Here is a 17,050-nt window from a genome sequence, read left to right as displayed (position 1 = left end):
CTGAAGGTCACCAAGCGCTGGTGATTTAATGTGTCCCGCTTGGATGCCTTACAGCTTTTCGGATTTTGGAGCAATTGCTGCGAGGCTATTGGGATTGCTTGTTTAAGCCATACCCATGGGCAAGGCGTGGTGCCAGTGCGGGGAACAGCATACTGAGTATGGCGTCATAATGCGCTGGCCGCAGATGAGTCTCGTCACCTGTGTTCACCTTGTCGATGATGCGTTGCCTCCAGTCGGCGTAGCGCTGCCTCTGCTCCTCAGTGAACTCCGCTTCCAGTTCAGAGGCTTTGACAGCCATGGGATATAGCGTGTGCCATTGCTGTTAGTCCGGTCCGCTTTGCATGATGGCATTGAGCACCTGGTACCCGGTATTGAACGCATAGCCGATCCCCCGGTTGTGCTGGATCGACAACAACCTTGGAATGATGCCCGCTACACCCCCATTTCCGAGTCGACGCCCCGCGGCTGGCCATGCACAGCAAGTGCCTCAGCAGCTTCTATAAGTTGCTTCCATTGCGCACTGTCCTTGTCTAGCAGTAAGGGCTTGGGTCCATCTCCCTTGTGTGCCCGTCTGGCCTTCTCGATGCGGGCTATTATGCGCAGATGGCCAGTGCCCAACGCTGGAGCGTACGGACGCTGCGCGAGCGCATGGATTCCATGCTGTACGAGCGTACCGCGCTGTCCCAAAAGCCCGATGCGCTGATTGCGCAGGAGTTGGCGGCCTTGCAGGGCACCGAGCGCATGTCACCTTCGCTGGCCATGCGTGATCCGTACATCCTCGATTTCCTGGCCTTGCGGGATACTTGGCAGGAAGCCGACCTAGAGGCCGCGATCATCCGCGAAATGGAATCCTTCCTGCTGGAGCTGGGCGCGGGCTTCTCCTTCGTGGCCCGGCAGAAGCGTATCCAGATCGACGGAGACGACTTTCACCTCGACCTGCTGTTCTACAACCGCAAACTGCGGCGCCTGGTGGCGGTGGAGTTGAAGGTCGGGGAGTTCAAGGCTGCATACAAGAGGCAGATGGAGTTGTACCTGCGCTGGCTCGACAGGTACGAGCGGGAGCCGGAGGAAGCCTCGCCCCTGGGGATCATTCTTTGCACCGGCAAGAAGTCCGAACAGATTGAGTTGCTGGAGTTGGACAAGTCGGGCATTCACGTCGCTGAGTACCTGACCACCTTGCCGCCGCGTGCCGTGCTGGGGGAACGGTTGCAGCAAGCGACCGAGCGGGCACGGTTGCAGATCGCACAGCGCAAGACGGGCAACGAGTAGTTCTGTCCCACGCATGCAGGCGTCCCAGCGTGCCGCTGTCGCACTACGCATTGAGCCACCTACGGCGTCTCGTCTGAGATAGCCCCTTGAATCTCCGGACACGGTCCATCGCTTATCTTCGAGATAGGCATAGGACTGTGCGTATGACTAGGCATACAGAAACGATTGAGGTCATCACCCGAGACCAGCGCAGGCGGCGCTGGTCGGCTGCCGAGAAGGCCGCCTTGGTTCGCAAGACGTATGAACCGGGCATGAGCGTCTCGCTCGTGGCCCGCCAGGAGGGTGTGTCGGCGAGCTTGCTATTCACTTGGCGGCGGCTGGAGCGCGAAGGCGCGCTGGTGGCTGTCGGTGCAGGCGAGGCCGTTGTGCCGGCATCGGAACTGGCAGCCGCCCGTGCCGAGATCGCCAAGCTGCAGCGCGTGTTGGGCAAGAAGACCTTGGAGAACGAGATACTCAAGGAAGCCGTGGAGATCGCTGCAGCAAAAAAATGGATTGCGCGCTCGCCCTTGTTGCCCGGGGACGACCAATGAAGCCGGTCTGCTCGGTGCTGGGCGTGGCGCGCTCGAATCTGCATGTGCGGCATCACCGCCCTGGCCACTGGCAGGACAGCCGCAGAGGCCGCACCCCGGCCCAGGATGAGCTCTTGCTGGCCGACCTGCGGCGCCACATTGCCGAGTTGCCCAGCTATGGTTATCGCCGCGCCGGTGCGCTGCTCAATCGAGAGCGACGTTCGCAAGGTCAACAGGCGCTGAACCACAAGCGCATCTACCGGGTCATGGCGCGGCATCGACTGCTGTTGCCCAAGGCGCCCAAGCGACGGCATTCGAGCCGCATTCACGATGGCCAGGTCAGTGTGCCGATGAGCAACATGCGCTGGTGCTCTGACGGCTTTGAGATCAAGTGCGATTCGGGCGAGACGGTCACAGCCACCTTCGCCAAGGACTGCTGCGACCGGGAGATCCTGGCCTGGCGGGCTTGGGAGGGCAAGGGACTTGCGGGAGAGCCTGTGCGCGACATGCTGGTGGAAGCCGTGGAGCGGCGCTTTGGCACGGTTGAAGCCGTGCCCCTGGAGCGTGAATTGGAGTTCCTCACCGACAACGGCAGCGCCTACATCGCGCACGAGACGCGTGGCATTGCTAGATCGCTGGGCCTGAAGCCGATCAACACGCCCGTGTGTAGCCCGCAGAGCAACGGCATGGCCGAGAGCTTCGTGAACACCTTCAAGCGCGACTACATGAGCCGTATGGACCTGCGCGATGCGCCGACCGTGTTGGCGCAATTGCCGGGTGCGTTCGAGCACTTCAACGAAATCCACCCACATTCGAGTTTGAAGATGATGTCACCCAGGGAGTTCCGACGGCGGCAGAATCACCTCGCCCATCAGGGCTAACTTAGCGACTGGACGGTGTCCGGAACTACGGGGGCAAGATCACCGGCCGTCCGAGACCCAGCTGACTAGGACACGCCGTAGCAAACTGTCTGGGAACTCATCCGATCGAGCAGCTACCGACTGGTAGTTAAGGTTGATGATATGGACCGTGCCTTCTGCGTTGGCCGTAACGCCGCACTCGAATGAATCCTTGAATAGCTTCGAGATTGATCGGCAGACTGGACCAGCGTTTTTCGAGCTGATGATCGCTCTCAACCGCCCCTCGTTCGCACAAACGACTAGAGCTTCGTTGCCTCGAGTGCCTGCCTCCTCAAGGAGAGTCGCTGCATTTGAAGGTGGCTGAATCTCGGAAAGATCCTTGTGGATTCGCAGGGGCACGCCTTCAATCCCGCTCGCCGGAGGTATTGCAGAGCTGCCATCGCAGCTTTCGAGCAGAAACTTCCTTGCGCTTCCAGGGCCATGTCCCAGTAGACTAGTCTCGATCAGCCGCCTGCACATGTGGGTCTTGCCATGACCGGCATCTCCGGTAAGTATTACGCAGCGTGCACCTGCCCTGATTGCATCTGCGGCATACGAAATAGCCACCGTGGCGAGGTCAAGATTGTCATCGCCAGTCTGGTACTCCTCGTAGATCTGATCATGGGCGGCGCTGAACGGCATGAAGCGGTGCAGACGAACGACGTGACTGTTGATATTCGCTGGCATATCAGTCTTCCTCTGTGCTAATTATTCTCGGTTGCATTTGTAACATACCTTGGGTCGGTGGTTTCCATTCAGCGGTGATGCAGAACGTTCCAATAAATCCTCCGCTGCCGCGATTGGCGGGAGTTCTGTTTTCAGTGGGCAGTCCATTCGATGTGATGCGTACAGCGGACGTCTGGTATCGGCGGCTGCGGTCAGAGGCTTATTCAGTGACTGCTTTGAGGTGTCGAGCGGACTTGGAAGGAAGATTCTGCCCAACGAACGCTTTGAAGAGCAGCAGCCCAGTGCGCCAAACCGGAATATGCCTTCGTGTGGTAAGGAGACTGATCGATGGGTAACGCTGAGAATGCCGGCTTCGTTCCGATCCTGACCGTGATGGCGGAATACGGCAATGCGCCATTTTTGTGGCTGGTCGACAGCCCCGATCAAGGCGGTGTCGGCCCCAATAAATGCGATGGTACTTATTGGGACGAATCGTTCTTGATGTCAGAAGGGCTCTGGCGCAAGTTCGCGGACTGGGCTATCGAGTTCGATCGCACGGCGTTCTACTCCGATGATTTCAACGCCGACGATTGGGATTGGCCCGTCTTCCACACGCGTGGTCTGCAACTTTCCCAGTGGCTGAAGGAGGAGGTCGGAGCTGCATATCGCGTTGTGTACGACAAACCGTTCGAGGACCCGAACCACCGCATCGAGGAACGCACGGAAGTCCTTGCTGATGGCACGCTGTTGTCGCTGCCGCCCTTGCGCAGTCCTTTCCCTGAACCGCGTCGCGTTTGTGAGCGAATTGTCTCCGGTGGACAGACTGGGGCGGATCGAGGTGCGCTGGATTTTGCCATCAAGCATGGCTACATCCATGGTGGGTGGGCTCCCCACGGACGCCTTGCCGAAGACGGCGTCATTCCAGCCAAGTATCAGCTCACAGAGATGGCGGAGGGTGGTTACCGACAACGTACCCGCCGCAATGTAGTCGACAGCGATGCGACGCTGGTCGTCAATCTTGGTGATCTGGATGGCGGCACTCTGGCCACCAAGGTCTTTGCTGAGAAGTCAGCTAAACCCTGTCTCGTTGTTCAGGTCGATGCCGGTGTTTCGGAGGAAATGGCGGATCGTGTCATTGCATGGTTGCGCCAGCATGATGTGAAGATCCTGAATGTGGCTGGCCCGCGCGAAAGCAAGCGGCCGGGCATTTACCGCCTGACCGGGGAAATGCTGATGGCGGCGGATGCTGTGCTTCAGTCAAAGTAGACCTGTGGTGAGGCGACGTTGGAGCTGAGCGCAGGAAAAAGCCGAAACGATCCTCGGCCTCCAGCAGGAATTGGTGCACGATGGTGTGATGGTTGGCCTGGTCCCGTCGTGTCAGTGATGCCAGATTCCCAACCGCACTGTGTACTACCGCATCCTCAAAATCAAGGCAAGGGCTGGCAGGTGCGCAAGCGCCCGGCGGGCTTAAGAATCCAGGCCTTGCTGTCTGTGGTCAACCCGCCCGCCGACTCCGCATCCCCGCCATCGTCTTCAATTCCTTGCTTCCGCAAAAAGATCGATACGCATCCGTCTCCACGCCATAGGCCGCGATCTTGGCTTTGGCGTCGTGGTGGATGCCCCAGCCGAATTGCTTGACCAGGGGAGAGGCGCGCAGGCAAGCCTGGGATTTGGCGAAGAACGCTGCGCGTGCCTGCTCACGGTCTTTCTGTGCGATGTGGTTGCGGATGGCGTGGACTTCGAATAGCAGATCGTCGCTCGTGAAGTGGTACGGATGCGCCAGTAGCAGGGCGTGTTGGATCTGTGCGACGGTGCCGGCCTTTGTCGGGGTTGTTCCCGCGGTGGCGGTGCTGTCGGCCGAGGCGGTGATGAAGGTTTCCGTGTAGTTTGTTGTCATGGTGTTACCGGATTGGATTCGCTGACCTTGTTGAATGTCTCCTTGCCAGCGGAGGAGGGTGGGGGAGGAGGCGGCCGACTGTGGCCTGCCATTTCCGTGCGCCTCTCCTTGCCTGATTCAGCACTGTAGCGCGCTGCCTTGTTGGGTCAAGGTGGATGCACTGGTTCCGAAGCTTGCGGGGAAGGATGGCTGCATGCATTGGACTTTCCGGCGTGGCAATCGGTGCATGCAGTGGGTCGATTGCTTCTTGATGCCGATCATGCATTTGTATAATAAATAAAAATCATACTCATTAAGATTAATGCAATGAGCCCTCAATACCAGAACTCTCTCCACCTGCCGCGCTCCGCGCTCTCGGCTGCCGTTGCCGTGCTGATGCTGTCCTCCGGCTCGGCCGCATGGGCGCAGGGCGCGCCTGCATCGAAGCCGGTGTCCCCTGAAATGACGCTGCCGACGGTGGAGGTCGATGCTGCTTCGACGCCCGAGACCGCGACCTCGCCGGTAATTGGCTATCGGGCGCGGCGTGCTGCCACGGCTACCAAGACGGATACGCCGCTGGCGGAGACGCCCCAGTCGGTGACGGTGGTCACGCGCGATCAGATGCTGGATCAGGGGGCGACCAATTTGCAGGATGCGCTGACGTATGCGGCGGGCGTGCGTTCCGACGCCTATGGCATCGACTCGCGCTCCGACAGCTTTCTGGTGCGCGGCAGCGAACCTTCGCTGTATCTCGACGGCCTGCAGATGTATTCATCGGGCTGGTACACGGCCACTGCGCGGCCCGATCCGTACACGCTGGAGCGCGTGGAGGTGCTGCGCGGCCCGGCGGGCATGCTGTTTGGTGCGGGCACGGCGGCCGGCGTGGTCAACATGGTCAGCAAGCGTCCGCAGGCCGAGGCCGCGCGCGAAGTGGGGGTGCAGTTCGGCTCGTTCGGTCGCAAGCAGATCCAGGCCGACCTGACGGGGCCGCTCACCGCCGATGGTGCGTGGTCGTACCGCCTTGTCGCTTTGCAGCGCAAGGCCGACACGCAGGTGGACTATGTGCCGGACGATCGTTCGCTGCTGATGCCTTCGCTCACCTGGCGACCCAGCGCCGCTACCTCGCTCACGCTGCAGGGCCTGTGGCAGAAGGACAGGACGGGCAGCACCTCGCAGTTCTTTCCCTGGCAGGGCACGATCCTGCCGAACGTGAACGGCCCGTTGCCCAGCAGCCGCTTCATCGGCGAGCCCGGCGACGGTTACGACACCACGCGCAAGTCCTTCGGCTGGCAGTTCGAGCACCACTTCAACGATGAGTGGAGTTTCCGCCAGAACGCCCGCACGGCGCGCACCTTCAACGACTCGCATTACCACTATGCCGATTCGTTCTCGCTGCCTGGCGGCTGGAGCCAGGACCCCGAGGGCCAGCGCCTGCTGGGCCGCTACAACGACAAGTCGTTGACCTGGACCCGCATGACCGCCATCGACAATCATGTCGAAGGCCACTTTGCCACGGGAGAGGTGCGGCACACGATGTTGCTGGGTGCCGAGTATTCGCGCCAGCGCCAGGACAAGCGCGAGGGATCGGTGTACAGCACCATCGACGCCTACGCGCCGGTCTATGGCAGCGGCTACGTGCCGGTGACGGAGCTGACGGACCGGCCGCGCACCACCCAGCGCAATGCCGGCATCTACCTGCAGGACCAGATGAAGTGGAACCAGTGGATCTTCGTGGCGGGCCTGCGATATGACCGCAGCACCAGCGGCTCGGCGGGCAGTGCCTCCGAAACGACGACGGCCACCAGCCATCGCCTGGGTGCGATGTACATGCTGCCCTCGGGCTGGTCGCCGTACCTGAGCTACACCGAATCGTTCACACCGCAGGCCGGCACCGATGCCTCCGGCGGCCTGTTCAAGCCGCTGCGCGGCGAGCAGGTTGAGGCAGGCATCAAGTACCAGCCGGAGGGATCGGCGAGCAGCTTCACGGCGTCGGTCTACTCGCTCAAGGAGAAGAACCGCCTCGTCTCGGATGCCACCAATCCCAACTACGGGCGCCAGGTCGATGCGACCAAGAACAAGGGGTTGGAACTGGAGATGAAGACCACGCTGGCGAAGTCCGTCGACGTGATCGCGAACTACAACTACATCGACGTGGATCGCAAGCTTACCGACCTGCCGCGCAACCAGGTATCGGTGTGGGGCAAGTACCGCTTCGCCCTGGCCGGCGTGCCGGGCTTCTCGGCCGGCGCGGGCCTGCGCTACATGAGCGGGTTCCAGGACGTGGAGGGTGCAGACCGCGGTCCGCGCATGCCCTCGGTGGCGCTGTTGGACCTGATGTTCGCCTATGAATCGGACCAGTGGCGCTATGCGCTGAACATCAACAACGCGACGGACAAGTCGTACTTCAGCACCTGCCTCGCACGCGGTGACTGCTGGTGGGGTGCGCGGCGCAATGTCGTGGCCAGCGCCACCTACAAGTTCTGATGTCGGCGCGGAGAAGCCAATCATGTCGATGAGCAATCGAACCATCAAGACCTGGGCCTGGGTGCACAAGTGGAGCAGCCTGATCTGCACCGTCTTCATGCTGCTGCTGTGCCTGACCGGGCTGCCGCTGATCTTCCATCATGAGATCGGTCATCTGCTGGGAACCGAGGTGGAAACGCCGAAGATGGCGCCCGGCACGCCGCATGCCAGCCTGGACAAGGTCCTTGAAGTGGCGCGCGCGCAGCACCCCGACCGCGTGGTGCAGTTCGCGTCGAAGGACGAGGATGACGACAACCTCTGGTTCGTCACCATGACGCCCACGCCGGATCCCACGGAGGATTTCCGGTCGGTGGCCATCGATGCGCGCACGGCGGAGGTGCTCGCTCAGCCGCGCTTCGACGAGGGCTTCATGTACGTGATGTTCAAGCTGCATGTGGACCTGTTCGCGGGCCTGCCGGGCAAGCTCTTCCTCGGCTTCATGGGGCTGCTGCTGCTCGTGGCCATTGTCAGCGGGGTGGTGCTGTACGCGCCCTTCATGCGCAAGCTGGATTTCGGAACCGTGCGACGCGACCGGCGTACACGCCTGAAGTGGCTGGACCTGCACAACCTGCTGGGTGTCGTCACGCTGGTGTGGCTCTTCGTGGTGGGCGCCACGGGCATGATCAATACCTGGGCCGACCTGGTCATCAAGTACTGGCAGTACGACCAGCTCAGCGCGCTGATGGTGCCCTACCAGGGGCAGCCGACGGTGCCCGTCGCCGAGCGCGGCTCGGTGCAGCGCTCGATGGAGGTCGCACAGGCGCAGGCGCCGCACACCAAGCTGTCGTTTATTGCGTTCCCGGGCACGGCGTTCTCCAGTCCGCACCACACGACCTTCTTCCTCAAGGGCAACGAGCCGTTCACGTCCAAGCTGCTGCAGCCGGTGCTCGTCGACGCGAAGACCGCGGAGGTCACGGCCGCTCCCCAATTGCCGTGGTACCTGACGGCGCTGCTGGTGTCGCAGCCGCTGCATTTTGGCGACTATGGCGGCATGCCCATGCAGATCATCTGGGCGCTGCTGGACATCGCGACCATCATCGTGCTGGGCAGCGGCCTGTACCTGTGGCTCAAGAAGGGCAAGACCGTACCCGTGCCCGACCCCAGGTCCAAGCCCGAGACCGAGACCGGCGAGGTGCCTGCCAGGCCCCTATCCGACCAACCTGTCGAACAACCCCTGGGAACCGCATCATGAAGCCGCGCCATCTATTCTGGCCCCTGTGGGGCTGGCCCATTGCGATGGGCGTGCTCACATGCATCGGACTGGTCTCTGCGCTGTTCAGCGACGGGGGCTTCGGTGACATGCTGGCCTGGCTGACGCTGGGCATTCCGACAGCGGTGTGCTTCTGGTTTGGCTGGGTACGGCGCATTGAGCAACGTCCATGAGGCCTGGAGATCGGTTGTGCTTCCCGTGCTGCGCGCGCCGGTGCCGAGCCTGATGGCTTTTTCTGTCGAATGGGAGTAGGATCCATGAATCAGAACTGATTTTTATTGATCAGTTGTTATGGATGCTTGCCAAGAGTGAAATACCTCTTTGCCCTCGCCACCTTCGGGTGGCTTTTTTTTGCCTGGCGCGGCGGGGCACAGGCCTACCTTGTTCGGGGGATAGTAATTTTAAAAATTCTGGAGCAAACTGATACGAAAAAGCAAAATCAATGACGGGTCATGGGTACGTGGGAAGAAGGGGGCTTTCCGGGGCGCTTCAAGCCGTTCTGGCGCCGTACCTGGGTGTTGGGAATGCCGGGAAGTTCGTGAACTCACTCACGGAGCGGCTTTTCGGTAACCTGTCGCCGAAGACATGATGGATGGCGTCTGCCGGCAGGAGACAACCATGGAAACTGACGAACACCCCATTGTCGCCATGTTCCGCAAGCGGGCGGAAGTGCTCGAGGCAAGGCATGCCCAGCGCGATCCGAGCGAGGCCATCTCGCGGCTTGCCATCTGGATTTCTCTCAACATCGACAAGCTGTCCTCCGAGGACATCAACGAGCTGACGGATATTGGTGGGCTTTTGCTGCGGGAGCAGATCCGCCGCAGCATGATCTGGCGGGTGAAGTGATGCGAGGTGGGTTGCGCCGCAGGCCGGGCGCATGGCACCGTCCGTCAGGCTTGGGTTTCTGCTGGCTGTTCGAGGGGGACCTGCGTGCCGTCATGCGCAATCAGCATTCCAGCCGATGAGGGATCGATCTCGATGGCCGTGCCCATGAAGCGGTCGATGCGGGGTGTCGAGCGGGCATCGGGAAACGGAACCATGCCGATCTGCTGCAGCTCAAGCAATCTCTCCGCCTGTGCCTGGGAGAGAACAATCTTCTGGGGATAGGCGTCGCTGTGCGCTTTCCAGTGCGCACGCAACGCGTGAACCACGGTCATGTAGATGTCGGACATGGCTGGAGTTTATTCGCTTGGCGGGCCAGCCTGTCGCAGTCTGCACAGAAGCCATTCACTCCTGTACAGACTGCGGCAGCCGGGCAGGGCGCGAGGATCGCCCCGAATCCATCACGTCAGGACCGGGCGCCCAGCGCACCCAGCGCAAATACCGAGTTGGGCACGTGCTGCGCCGGAAACTGTGTCTTGGCCGCAGGGCGGGACTTCAGGCGCTGGATGGCGGAATTCAGTCCTCCGGTGCTGGCACGGGCAGGCGCTTCGCTGACCTGCGCACCCTGGCGTGCCACGAGGTCGGCCACGGTCACGGACTGCAGGTAGTCCAGCACGCGGCTATGGAAGCTGCTCCACAACTCGGCCGTCATGCGGCCGGAGGGGGAGTCTTCGCGCAGCTTGCCGGAGTCGTCACCGTCGTCCGACAGCATGCGATCGGACGCCCTGACGATGTCGGCGACCGAGACTTCGCTGGCGGGGCGGGCGAGCGTGTATCCGCCGCCGGGGCCGCGGATGCTGCGCACGAGGCCCGCCCGGCGCAGGGCGCTGAAGATGTCCTCGAGATAGGAGAGCGAAATGCCTTGGCGCGCGCTGATGCTCGGCAGGGCCACGGGATGGCCGTGCGAGCGGGAGGCGAGATCGGTGATGGCGGTGACGGCCATTTTTCCGCGGGTGGTGAGGCGCATGATGGGCTCCTGAAGTGTTGTCTGCCGCTTGTGATGGCAGGCTTTTTTGTATGGGGCTGTATGACGTTGGCCGGAAGGCTCGACTGCCAGGGAACGTCTTTTTCAGGGTAGGGGCGCTGTGCTGGAGGCTGCGAACGTCGCCGGACCTGGCTGCCTTGTGAAGAAAGGAGCAGGTGCGGCCAGCCTCGTGCAAGGCGGGGTCCGGTGGTCAGTCAGGCGTTGCCTGCCTAGGGACGCTCTCTGCGAAGCAGGACGTCCGGTCGGCTGGACACGCGTGCATGAGGACCCGCCTCAGGCCAGCGTGTACGGAGCTTTGGGCGGCTTGGGCCGGCGCTTCAGGGAGGGAGAGTGCGGCGGCACCAGCCGCGCGACATGCGGGCGCACACGCAGGGAGTCGCCGGGGGAGAACATGCGGGGGGGATCGAGCAGATCGGGAAGATCCACTACGAGGTCGTCCAGCACCAGCTGGAGGGGCGACGAAGGGAAGGTGGAATCGGCCGTGGAGGTGTGCGCATCCAGGGTGTCTGCACATTCGGCCGCATCATGCGCGACGGCATTCACCATGCTGTGGGCGGCCTGAGACTGGAGGGCCGTCTTCGGCGTGGCGCCGTATGCGGAAACTCCGAGACCGAGAATGAAATATGCGCTGATCAGCGCAATAACCCACCGAAACATGATGCTGAAATTATACGCAAGCCAATGGTTGTTGATCCTGTCCTGAAAAAGCGGCTCCAAGCAAATCACTTTCCCAATCATTGACGGGCATGAGTTGGTTGCTATCTATATAGAAGCAAAGGAAGTGTTTTGGTCGGGAAAGACGCCTGTCGTTTCGACGAGCTCGATGGAAATTGGTTCCCCTGCATTCCACCTTGTCGGCGCTGGAGCGCCGGCTGACCGCAGTTGGGGGTGACAGGGAGCAGGGATTTTCAGCGTGACATGGCCTCGCCCAGGCGCACGGGCAGCTCTGCCTTCCAGCGCTCCGTGAACTGGACCGCTCCGCGCTCGAACAGCAGCACGACGGTGGAGCCGAGCAGGAAGCGTCCCATCTCGTCGCCCTGGCGCAGGCTGACCTGACCGCTGGAGTACAGCCAGTTGCGGATCCCGCCGGGACGCGGTGGGTTGACCACGCCATGCCAGGTCGTGGCCATGCTTCCGACGATGGTCGCGCCCACAAGTACCAGGGCCATCTGGCCCAGCGGGGTGTCAAACATGCACACCACGCGTTCGTTGCGCGCAAACAGGCCGGGCACGCCGCGGGCCGTGGTCGGGTTCACGGAGAACAGGTCGCCCGGAACGTGGATCATGCGGGTGAGCTGGCCGTCGCACGGCATGTGGATGCGGTGGTAGTCGCGGGGGCTCAGGTAGATGGTGGCAAAGCTGCCGTTGGCGAAGGTCTTGGCCAGCTTCTTGTCTCCGCCCAGCAGGGCGGTGGTGCTGTAGCTATGGCCCTTGGCCTGGAAAATCTGGTCGTCGGCAATGGGGCCCAGCTGGCTGATCGCGCCATCCACCGGGCAGACGGCGCGGGCTTGCGCCAGGGGGCGGGCACCCTCCTTGAGGGCGCGCGTGAAGAACTGGTTGAAGGTGGCGTAGCTCGCGATGTCCGGATCGGCGGCCTCGCTCATGTCCACCTTGTATCGATCGACAAACTTGCGGATGACCCAGGTGGTGAGCCCGCCGGCGCGCAAATTGGCCAGATGCCCCATCAATTCGGTGAGCGCCTGTTTGGGAAACAGGTATTGGGGGAGTACGGCAAGTCGATCTGACACGTGGGTTGCATCCTTTTTTGTAGCGGCTCATTCTACTGGCGCTGGCGAGGACGCCGCCTGCCAATTTCCCTGAGCGAATACGCCGACATTGGGCAATTGCATTGACCATTCGGGAAACCCCGGTGGCATGAACGTCTGCTGGCTGCAACATGGGCCTGCCACGCACAGGTCTCTGCAATTCCTGACTTCGAGCAGAACTCCATCACAGGCAAGATAATTCCGCACACCCTGCGTCCGCCTATGTGCACCTGCGCATACCCGTGCCTCCCCGCTGGCTGAAGACGCGCACTGACTTCCCGCATGACCACCCCATCCAGTTCGCCATCCCGTTCTGGCGACCCCGCCGACTCCTCCCGTGCCAATCCGAGCGATGATCCAGTGCCGGTGCTGCCTGGCCGGGTCTGGCTCAGGCGGTTCATGCCCGCACCCGTGCAGGTCGATCGCAAGGAGCGGCTGCGCATGTTGCTGGGCATTGTGCTGGCGGTGGGCATCATTGCCATCTGCGCACAGCTGTGGGGGCTGCTGCATCCGCCGGGCCTCTGGATGGTGGCGTCGCTGGCGGCCAGCTCCGTGCTGGTGATCGGCCTGCCGTCCAGTCCCCTGGCGCAGCCCTGGGCTGTCGTGGCGGGCAGCGTGGTGTCGGCCGCCATCGGGGTGGTCGTGGCGCACTTCGTGTCGCCGCTGATTCTCGCGGCGGCGCTGGCCGTGGGGCTGGCCGTGGGCGTGATGCTGCTGCTCCGCAGCCTGCATCCGCCGGGCGCATCGCTTGCATTGCTGGCCGTGCTCGAACCTGCCACCCATACCGGGCGCTATCTCGGCTTCGTGCTGTTCGACGTGTTGCTGCTGGTGTTGATCGGCATCGTCTACAACCGCCTGACGGGGCGCGCCTATCCGCACGAAAAACCGGCGGAGAAGACGGCGGCAGCCGCGGCGGGCGGCAAGCACAGCCCGTTCACGACGGCAGACCTCGACGCGGCCCTCAAGAGCTACAACGGTGTACTCGACATCAGCCGCGGCGACCTGGAGCGGCTCATGGAGCACGCCGCCAAGGCGGCCTTCCAGCGCACCCTGGGCGACCTGCGATGCCGGCACATCATGTCCTCGCCTGTCCATGCCATCGACGAAAGTGCGTCGCTGGCCGAAGGTTGGGCCCTGATGCAGGAGCATGCGGTCAAGGCGCTTCCGGTGGTCGATGCCGAGCAGGCCGTGATCGGCATCATCACCACCACCGATCTGCTCTACCACGAGTTCGCACCGGAGGAGAAGGCGGGGTTGGGGCAGAGGCTGCGTTCGCTGATATCACGGCGCGGTGCGAAAAAGGCGCAGCATATCGGCGCGGTGATGTCGTCGCCCGTGCAGGTGGCGGGCATGGACCAGCATGTGATGGACCTCGTGCCCATGTTCTCCGCGAAGGGCCGGCGGCATGTTCCTATCGTGGATGACGAAAATCGCCTGATCGGCATCATCAGTCAGACCGACGTGATCAAGACATTGGCGGACGCGCTCACCCCCTGATTTCACCTGCATTGGCGCTTCGAGTTACAATGGAGGGCTTATCACCCAGCGATTCAGCTTTTGCCGGGCAGTCCCAGGCGGACGTCCCCCTCGAAATTCTTCGACTCTGGCATTGAACGCGGTGATTGATTCCAGCCCACTTTTGTACCGCGCTCAAACTTCTGGCAAGCCAGGGCAGCGGCGAACCTCGGTTGCTGCCGTTTGTGGGCAACTGCCACCTACACTGAATTTTCGAGACTGAAAATGGCCAAAGAAGAACTGATTGAGATGCAAGGAAGCGTGACCGAAGTCTTGCCCGACTCCCGTTTCCGCGTCACCCTGGACAATGGACACCAACTGATCGCCTACACGGGTGGCAAGATGCGCAAGCACCACATCCGCATTCTGGCGGGTGACAAGGTTTCGCTGGAGATGTCTCCCTACGACCTGACCAAGGGCCGCATCACGTTCCGCCACCTGGCTGGCCGCGGCCCCGGCCCCGGACAGTCGGGCAATCGTTGATCCCCCTGATGGATCGATGCCGCGCGCCCATGGCCCTGCGGCGCCATCGGACCTGTGTGGTGACTGAAGCGCAGGGCGATGTAAAAAATTCTCCCGTATTTTCAGAAAGTGCTGAAATAGCCGGTTAGAATCTAAGTCTTGTCGGAGCGTAGCGCAGCCTGGTAGCGCATCTGCTTTGGGAGCAGAGGGTCGCGAGTTCGAATCCCGCCGCTCCGACCATTGATTCAAGGCCTTGGGTTGTAATGACCCAAGGCCTTTTGTCTTTTATCCTTTGTCTGCGTCTGTGGGTCTGTCTTTTGAGGGCTCTGTCGCGATGACAGTGGACGCGCTTTCGCGCATGAATTTATTTTGGCGTTTCTTCCCGGAGGCGCCTGATAAAGAGGTTAGAATACAAGTCTTGTCGGAGCGTAGCGCAGCCTGGTAGCGCATCTGCTTTGGGAGCAGAGGGTCGCGAGTTCGAATCCCGCCGCTCCGACCATTGATTCAAGGCCTTGGGTTGTAATGACCCAAGGCCTTTTGTCATTTCAGGTCCGCCTCAGGCCCATCCTGTCCCGGGCCCCCGGATCACTGGCCCGGCTTGGCATAGACCTGCTTGCCGCCCACGATGGTCTGCAGCACCTCGATGTTGCGGATCTTCATCGGGTCCACCTTGGTGGGGTTGTCCGAGAGCACCACCAGGTCGGCATGCTTGCCCACCTCGATCGAACCGCGCTCCTTCTCCTCGAAGTTCTGGTGCGCCGCGTTGATGGTCAGCGCGCGCAGTGCGTCGGTCGGGCTGATGCGCTGGTCTGCACCCAATACCGAGCCACCCGTGGTCACGCGATTGACCGCGGCCCAGACCATGAGCAGCGGATCCATCGGCACCACCGGAGTGTCCGCGTGCAGCGTGAAGGGCAGGCCGCGCTGCCTGGCGGACTGCGCCGGACTGATGCGCGCGCCGCGATCGGGGCCGAGGAAGATGTCACGGTGGCGGTCGCCCCAGTAGTAGGTGTGCAGCTCGAAGAACGAGGGAATGACACCGAGCTTCTTCATTTCGTCGAGCTGGTCCTCTCGCGCCATCTGGGCGTGGATCAGCGTGTGGCGCGCATCGGCGCGTGGCGAGGCCTGCTGCGCCTTCGCGTAGGCTTCGAGCACATCGCTGATGGCCTGGTCGCCGTTGGTGTGGATGAACAGCTGGTAGCCGGCCTTGTGCGCGGCTTCGACGTTGGCGATCAGGTTGGCCTTGCTGGTGCGCGGATAGCCCCGGTAGTGCGCGTCGCCGTCATGGGGTGTGTGGTAGGGCTCGCTCAGGTAGCCTGTGTAGCCCTGGATGGAGCCATCGTAGAAGTCCTTGATGCCACCGATCTTCACCATGCCGCTCTTGAGCTCGACCTTCTTTGCTGCCTCCATGCCCTGCAGCGCCGTGGGCCATGCCACGACACGCAGCGGCAGGCGGCCGCCCTGGGCAGCCGCCTCCATGGCCTGGATGCCGCCGGCACTCGAGGCGCCGTCGTTGGCCGTGGTGACGCCGTGCGACGCGTAGATCTGCGCAGCCGCCTGTATGCCTTCCTGCACCTGTGCCGCTGTCAGGCCGGGCTTGAGGTTGCCCACGAGACCCTGCGCCGTCTCGGCCAGGAAGCCATCGGGCTGGCCCTGCTTGTCACGACCGATCATGCCGCCCTCGGGATCAGTGGAGGAGGCATTGATCCCCGCTTTGGCCAGGGCGAAGCTGTTGGCGACAGCCATGTGGCCGGAAATGTGCGTCACATAGACCGGCTGAGTCGTGGAGACACGGTCAAGGTCTTCACGCGTGGGGTGGCGACGCTCCGCCAGCAGCGTGTCGTCGTAGCCGAAGCCGGTGATCCAGGCGTCCTTGCCGAGTTCGGCCTGCTTTTTCTGGAGCAGGGCGACCATGTCGTCGATGGATCTGACCTGGCCGATCGGCGGACTGTTCAGGTCCGTCTCGAACCTGGCGTTCGTGCCCGTGTAGACGAAGTGGCTGTGCGCATCGTAGAAGCCGGGAATCAGGCTCTTGCCCTTGAGATCGACGACCTTGGTATCCGGTCCCACCAGTGCATCGACGGTGGCGCTGCTGCCCGATGCAATGATTTTTCCATCCTTGATGCCGATGGCCTGCACGACCGTGTTGTCCTTGTCTAGCGTGAGAATGTCGCCATTGCGGTAGACGATCTGCGCGGCGTCCTTGGCGCTCAAGCCATTGCCGCTTCCCCCGCAGCCGGAGAGAAGGACGGCTGCACCCAAGGCAGCCGCTGAAAGGCGCAGCAGGTATTGGGGAAGATGCTCCGGCAAGGTGTTTGCGCGCGCCGGGATATTCTTCTTCATATTTTGATCTCCTGTGTTTTTAATATCCGATAGGAATGTCATGTCACGCATGACGCGGGGAAAATTAGCAGGTGCAGGAAAATGGCCATAGAACCAGTGCGGCGGATTCGATGGGGCCAGTGCCGGGGATGGGCTGGAAGTCATT

Annotated in this window: 17 protein-coding genes and 2 tRNA genes; 11 read left to right on the top strand and 8 right to left on the bottom strand. The window is 62.1% G+C overall.

What is annotated here, in order from left to right; all coding sequences use genetic code 11:
* Positions 1-85: 85 nt before the first annotated feature.
* Positions 86-298 carry a hypothetical protein gene (locus H9K76_RS12925; RefSeq protein WP_187595830.1) on the bottom strand — a complete coding sequence of 71 codons (213 nt, stop codon included), beginning with the start codon at positions 296-298 and terminating at the stop codon, positions 86-88.
* 305 nt (positions 299-603) lie between these two features.
* Between H9K76_RS12925 and H9K76_RS12920 the strand changes: the two genes are divergently transcribed.
* A complete protein-coding gene (locus tag H9K76_RS12920; RefSeq protein WP_187595829.1) occupies positions 604-1,269 on the top strand; it encodes a PDDEXK nuclease domain-containing protein in 666 nt (221 codons plus the stop codon).
* Between the two features lie 143 nt (positions 1,270-1,412).
* A protein-coding gene (locus H9K76_RS12915) for an IS3 family transposase (protein ID WP_246475000.1) occupies positions 1,413-2,659 on the top strand; the annotation gives its coding sequence in 2 pieces (ribosomal slippage) (positions 1,413-1,758 and positions 1,758-2,659; 1,248 coding nt in all).
* A 39-nt stretch (positions 2,660-2,698) separates the two neighbouring features.
* On the opposite strand, the gene H9K76_RS12910 is transcribed toward H9K76_RS12915, so the two are convergent.
* The gene (locus tag H9K76_RS12910; RefSeq protein WP_187595828.1) at positions 2,699-3,364 is read right to left on the bottom strand and encodes a P-loop NTPase family protein; all 666 of its coding nucleotides are present in this window, start codon (positions 3,362-3,364) and stop codon (positions 2,699-2,701) included.
* A 327-nt stretch (positions 3,365-3,691) separates the two neighbouring features.
* Between H9K76_RS12910 and H9K76_RS12905 the strand changes: the two genes are divergently transcribed.
* A complete protein-coding gene (locus tag H9K76_RS12905; protein WP_187595827.1) occupies positions 3,692-4,609 on the top strand; it encodes a putative molybdenum carrier protein in 918 nt (305 codons plus the stop codon).
* A gap of 229 nt (positions 4,610-4,838) precedes the next feature.
* Here H9K76_RS12905 and H9K76_RS12900 read toward each other — a convergent pair whose 3' ends face one another.
* Entirely contained in the window at positions 4,839-5,240 is a 402-nt protein-coding gene (locus H9K76_RS12900) for a DUF6157 family protein (RefSeq protein ID WP_187595826.1), read from the bottom strand.
* Positions 5,241-5,546: 306 nt separating this feature from the next.
* Between H9K76_RS12900 and H9K76_RS12895 the strand changes: the two genes are divergently transcribed.
* The 4 genes from H9K76_RS12895 to H9K76_RS12880 all read left to right on the top strand — a co-directional run bounded on the left by H9K76_RS12895 (position 5,547) and on the right by H9K76_RS12880 (position 9,798).
* Positions 5,547-7,703, top strand: a complete 2,157-nt coding sequence (locus H9K76_RS12895; protein ID WP_425489582.1) for a TonB-dependent siderophore receptor — start codon at positions 5,547-5,549, stop codon at positions 7,701-7,703.
* Positions 7,704-7,731: 28 nt separating this feature from the next.
* The gene (locus H9K76_RS12890; RefSeq protein ID WP_187600626.1) at positions 7,732-8,934 is read left to right on the top strand and encodes a PepSY-associated TM helix domain-containing protein; all 1,203 of its coding nucleotides are present in this window, start codon (positions 7,732-7,734) and stop codon (positions 8,932-8,934) included.
* Complete coding sequence (locus H9K76_RS12885) at positions 8,931-9,125, top strand: hypothetical protein (RefSeq protein WP_187595825.1); 195 nt, start codon at positions 8,931-8,933, stop codon at positions 9,123-9,125. The genes H9K76_RS12890 and H9K76_RS12885 overlap by 4 nt, the downstream gene beginning before the upstream one ends.
* Positions 9,126-9,570: 445 nt before the next feature.
* Positions 9,571-9,798 (top strand): hypothetical protein, encoded by a 228-nt coding sequence (locus H9K76_RS12880; RefSeq protein ID WP_187595824.1) that lies wholly within the window; start codon positions 9,571-9,573, stop codon positions 9,796-9,798.
* Between the two features lie 44 nt (positions 9,799-9,842).
* Here the strand turns inward: H9K76_RS12880 and H9K76_RS12875 are convergent, their stop codons facing one another.
* The 4 genes from H9K76_RS12875 to asd all read right to left on the bottom strand — a co-directional run bounded on the left by H9K76_RS12875 (position 9,843) and on the right by asd (position 12,567).
* Positions 9,843-10,124 (bottom strand): hypothetical protein, encoded by a 282-nt coding sequence (locus H9K76_RS12875; RefSeq protein WP_187595823.1) that lies wholly within the window; start codon positions 10,122-10,124, stop codon positions 9,843-9,845.
* Between the two features lie 116 nt (positions 10,125-10,240).
* Entirely contained in the window at positions 10,241-10,801 is a 561-nt protein-coding gene (locus H9K76_RS12870) for an Rrf2 family transcriptional regulator (protein ID WP_187595822.1), read from the bottom strand.
* Positions 10,802-11,092: 291 nt separating this feature from the next.
* Entirely contained in the window at positions 11,093-11,476 is a 384-nt protein-coding gene (locus tag H9K76_RS12865; protein ID WP_187595821.1) for a hypothetical protein, read from the bottom strand.
* 251 nt (positions 11,477-11,727) lie between these two features.
* A complete protein-coding gene (gene asd / locus H9K76_RS12860; RefSeq protein WP_187595820.1) occupies positions 11,728-12,567 on the bottom strand; it encodes an archaetidylserine decarboxylase in 840 nt (279 codons plus the stop codon).
* Between the two features lie 300 nt (positions 12,568-12,867).
* Here asd and H9K76_RS12855 point away from each other — a divergent pair, with 300 nt between their 5' ends.
* The 4 genes from H9K76_RS12855 to H9K76_RS12840 all read left to right on the top strand — a co-directional run bounded on the left by H9K76_RS12855 (position 12,868) and on the right by H9K76_RS12840 (position 15,061).
* Positions 12,868-14,082 (top strand): HPP family protein, encoded by a 1,215-nt coding sequence (locus H9K76_RS12855; RefSeq protein ID WP_187595819.1) that lies wholly within the window; start codon positions 12,868-12,870, stop codon positions 14,080-14,082.
* Between the two features lie 243 nt (positions 14,083-14,325).
* Entirely contained in the window at positions 14,326-14,583 is a 258-nt protein-coding gene (gene infA, locus H9K76_RS12850) for a translation initiation factor IF-1 (RefSeq protein WP_187595818.1), read from the top strand.
* A gap of 142 nt (positions 14,584-14,725) precedes the next feature.
* A tRNA-Pro gene (locus H9K76_RS12845) sits at positions 14,726-14,802 on the top strand.
* A gap of 182 nt (positions 14,803-14,984) precedes the next feature.
* Positions 14,985-15,061: transfer RNA gene (locus H9K76_RS12840), tRNA-Pro, on the top strand.
* Between the two features lie 86 nt (positions 15,062-15,147).
* Here the strand turns inward: H9K76_RS12840 and H9K76_RS12835 are convergent.
* Positions 15,148-16,905: an amidohydrolase gene (locus H9K76_RS12835; RefSeq protein WP_187595817.1), complete on the bottom strand. Its 1,758-nt coding sequence runs from the start codon at positions 16,903-16,905 to the stop codon at positions 15,148-15,150.
* Between the last annotated feature and the right edge of the window lie 145 nt (positions 16,906-17,050).

This window comes from Diaphorobacter ruginosibacter (genome assembly GCF_014395975.1).
In the GTDB taxonomy this organism is placed as follows: Bacteria; Pseudomonadota; Gammaproteobacteria; order Burkholderiales; family Burkholderiaceae_C; genus Diaphorobacter_A; species Diaphorobacter_A ruginosibacter.
The sequence above is the reverse complement of the archived record's forward strand: the minus strand, read 5'-3'. Positions and strand labels throughout refer to the sequence as shown.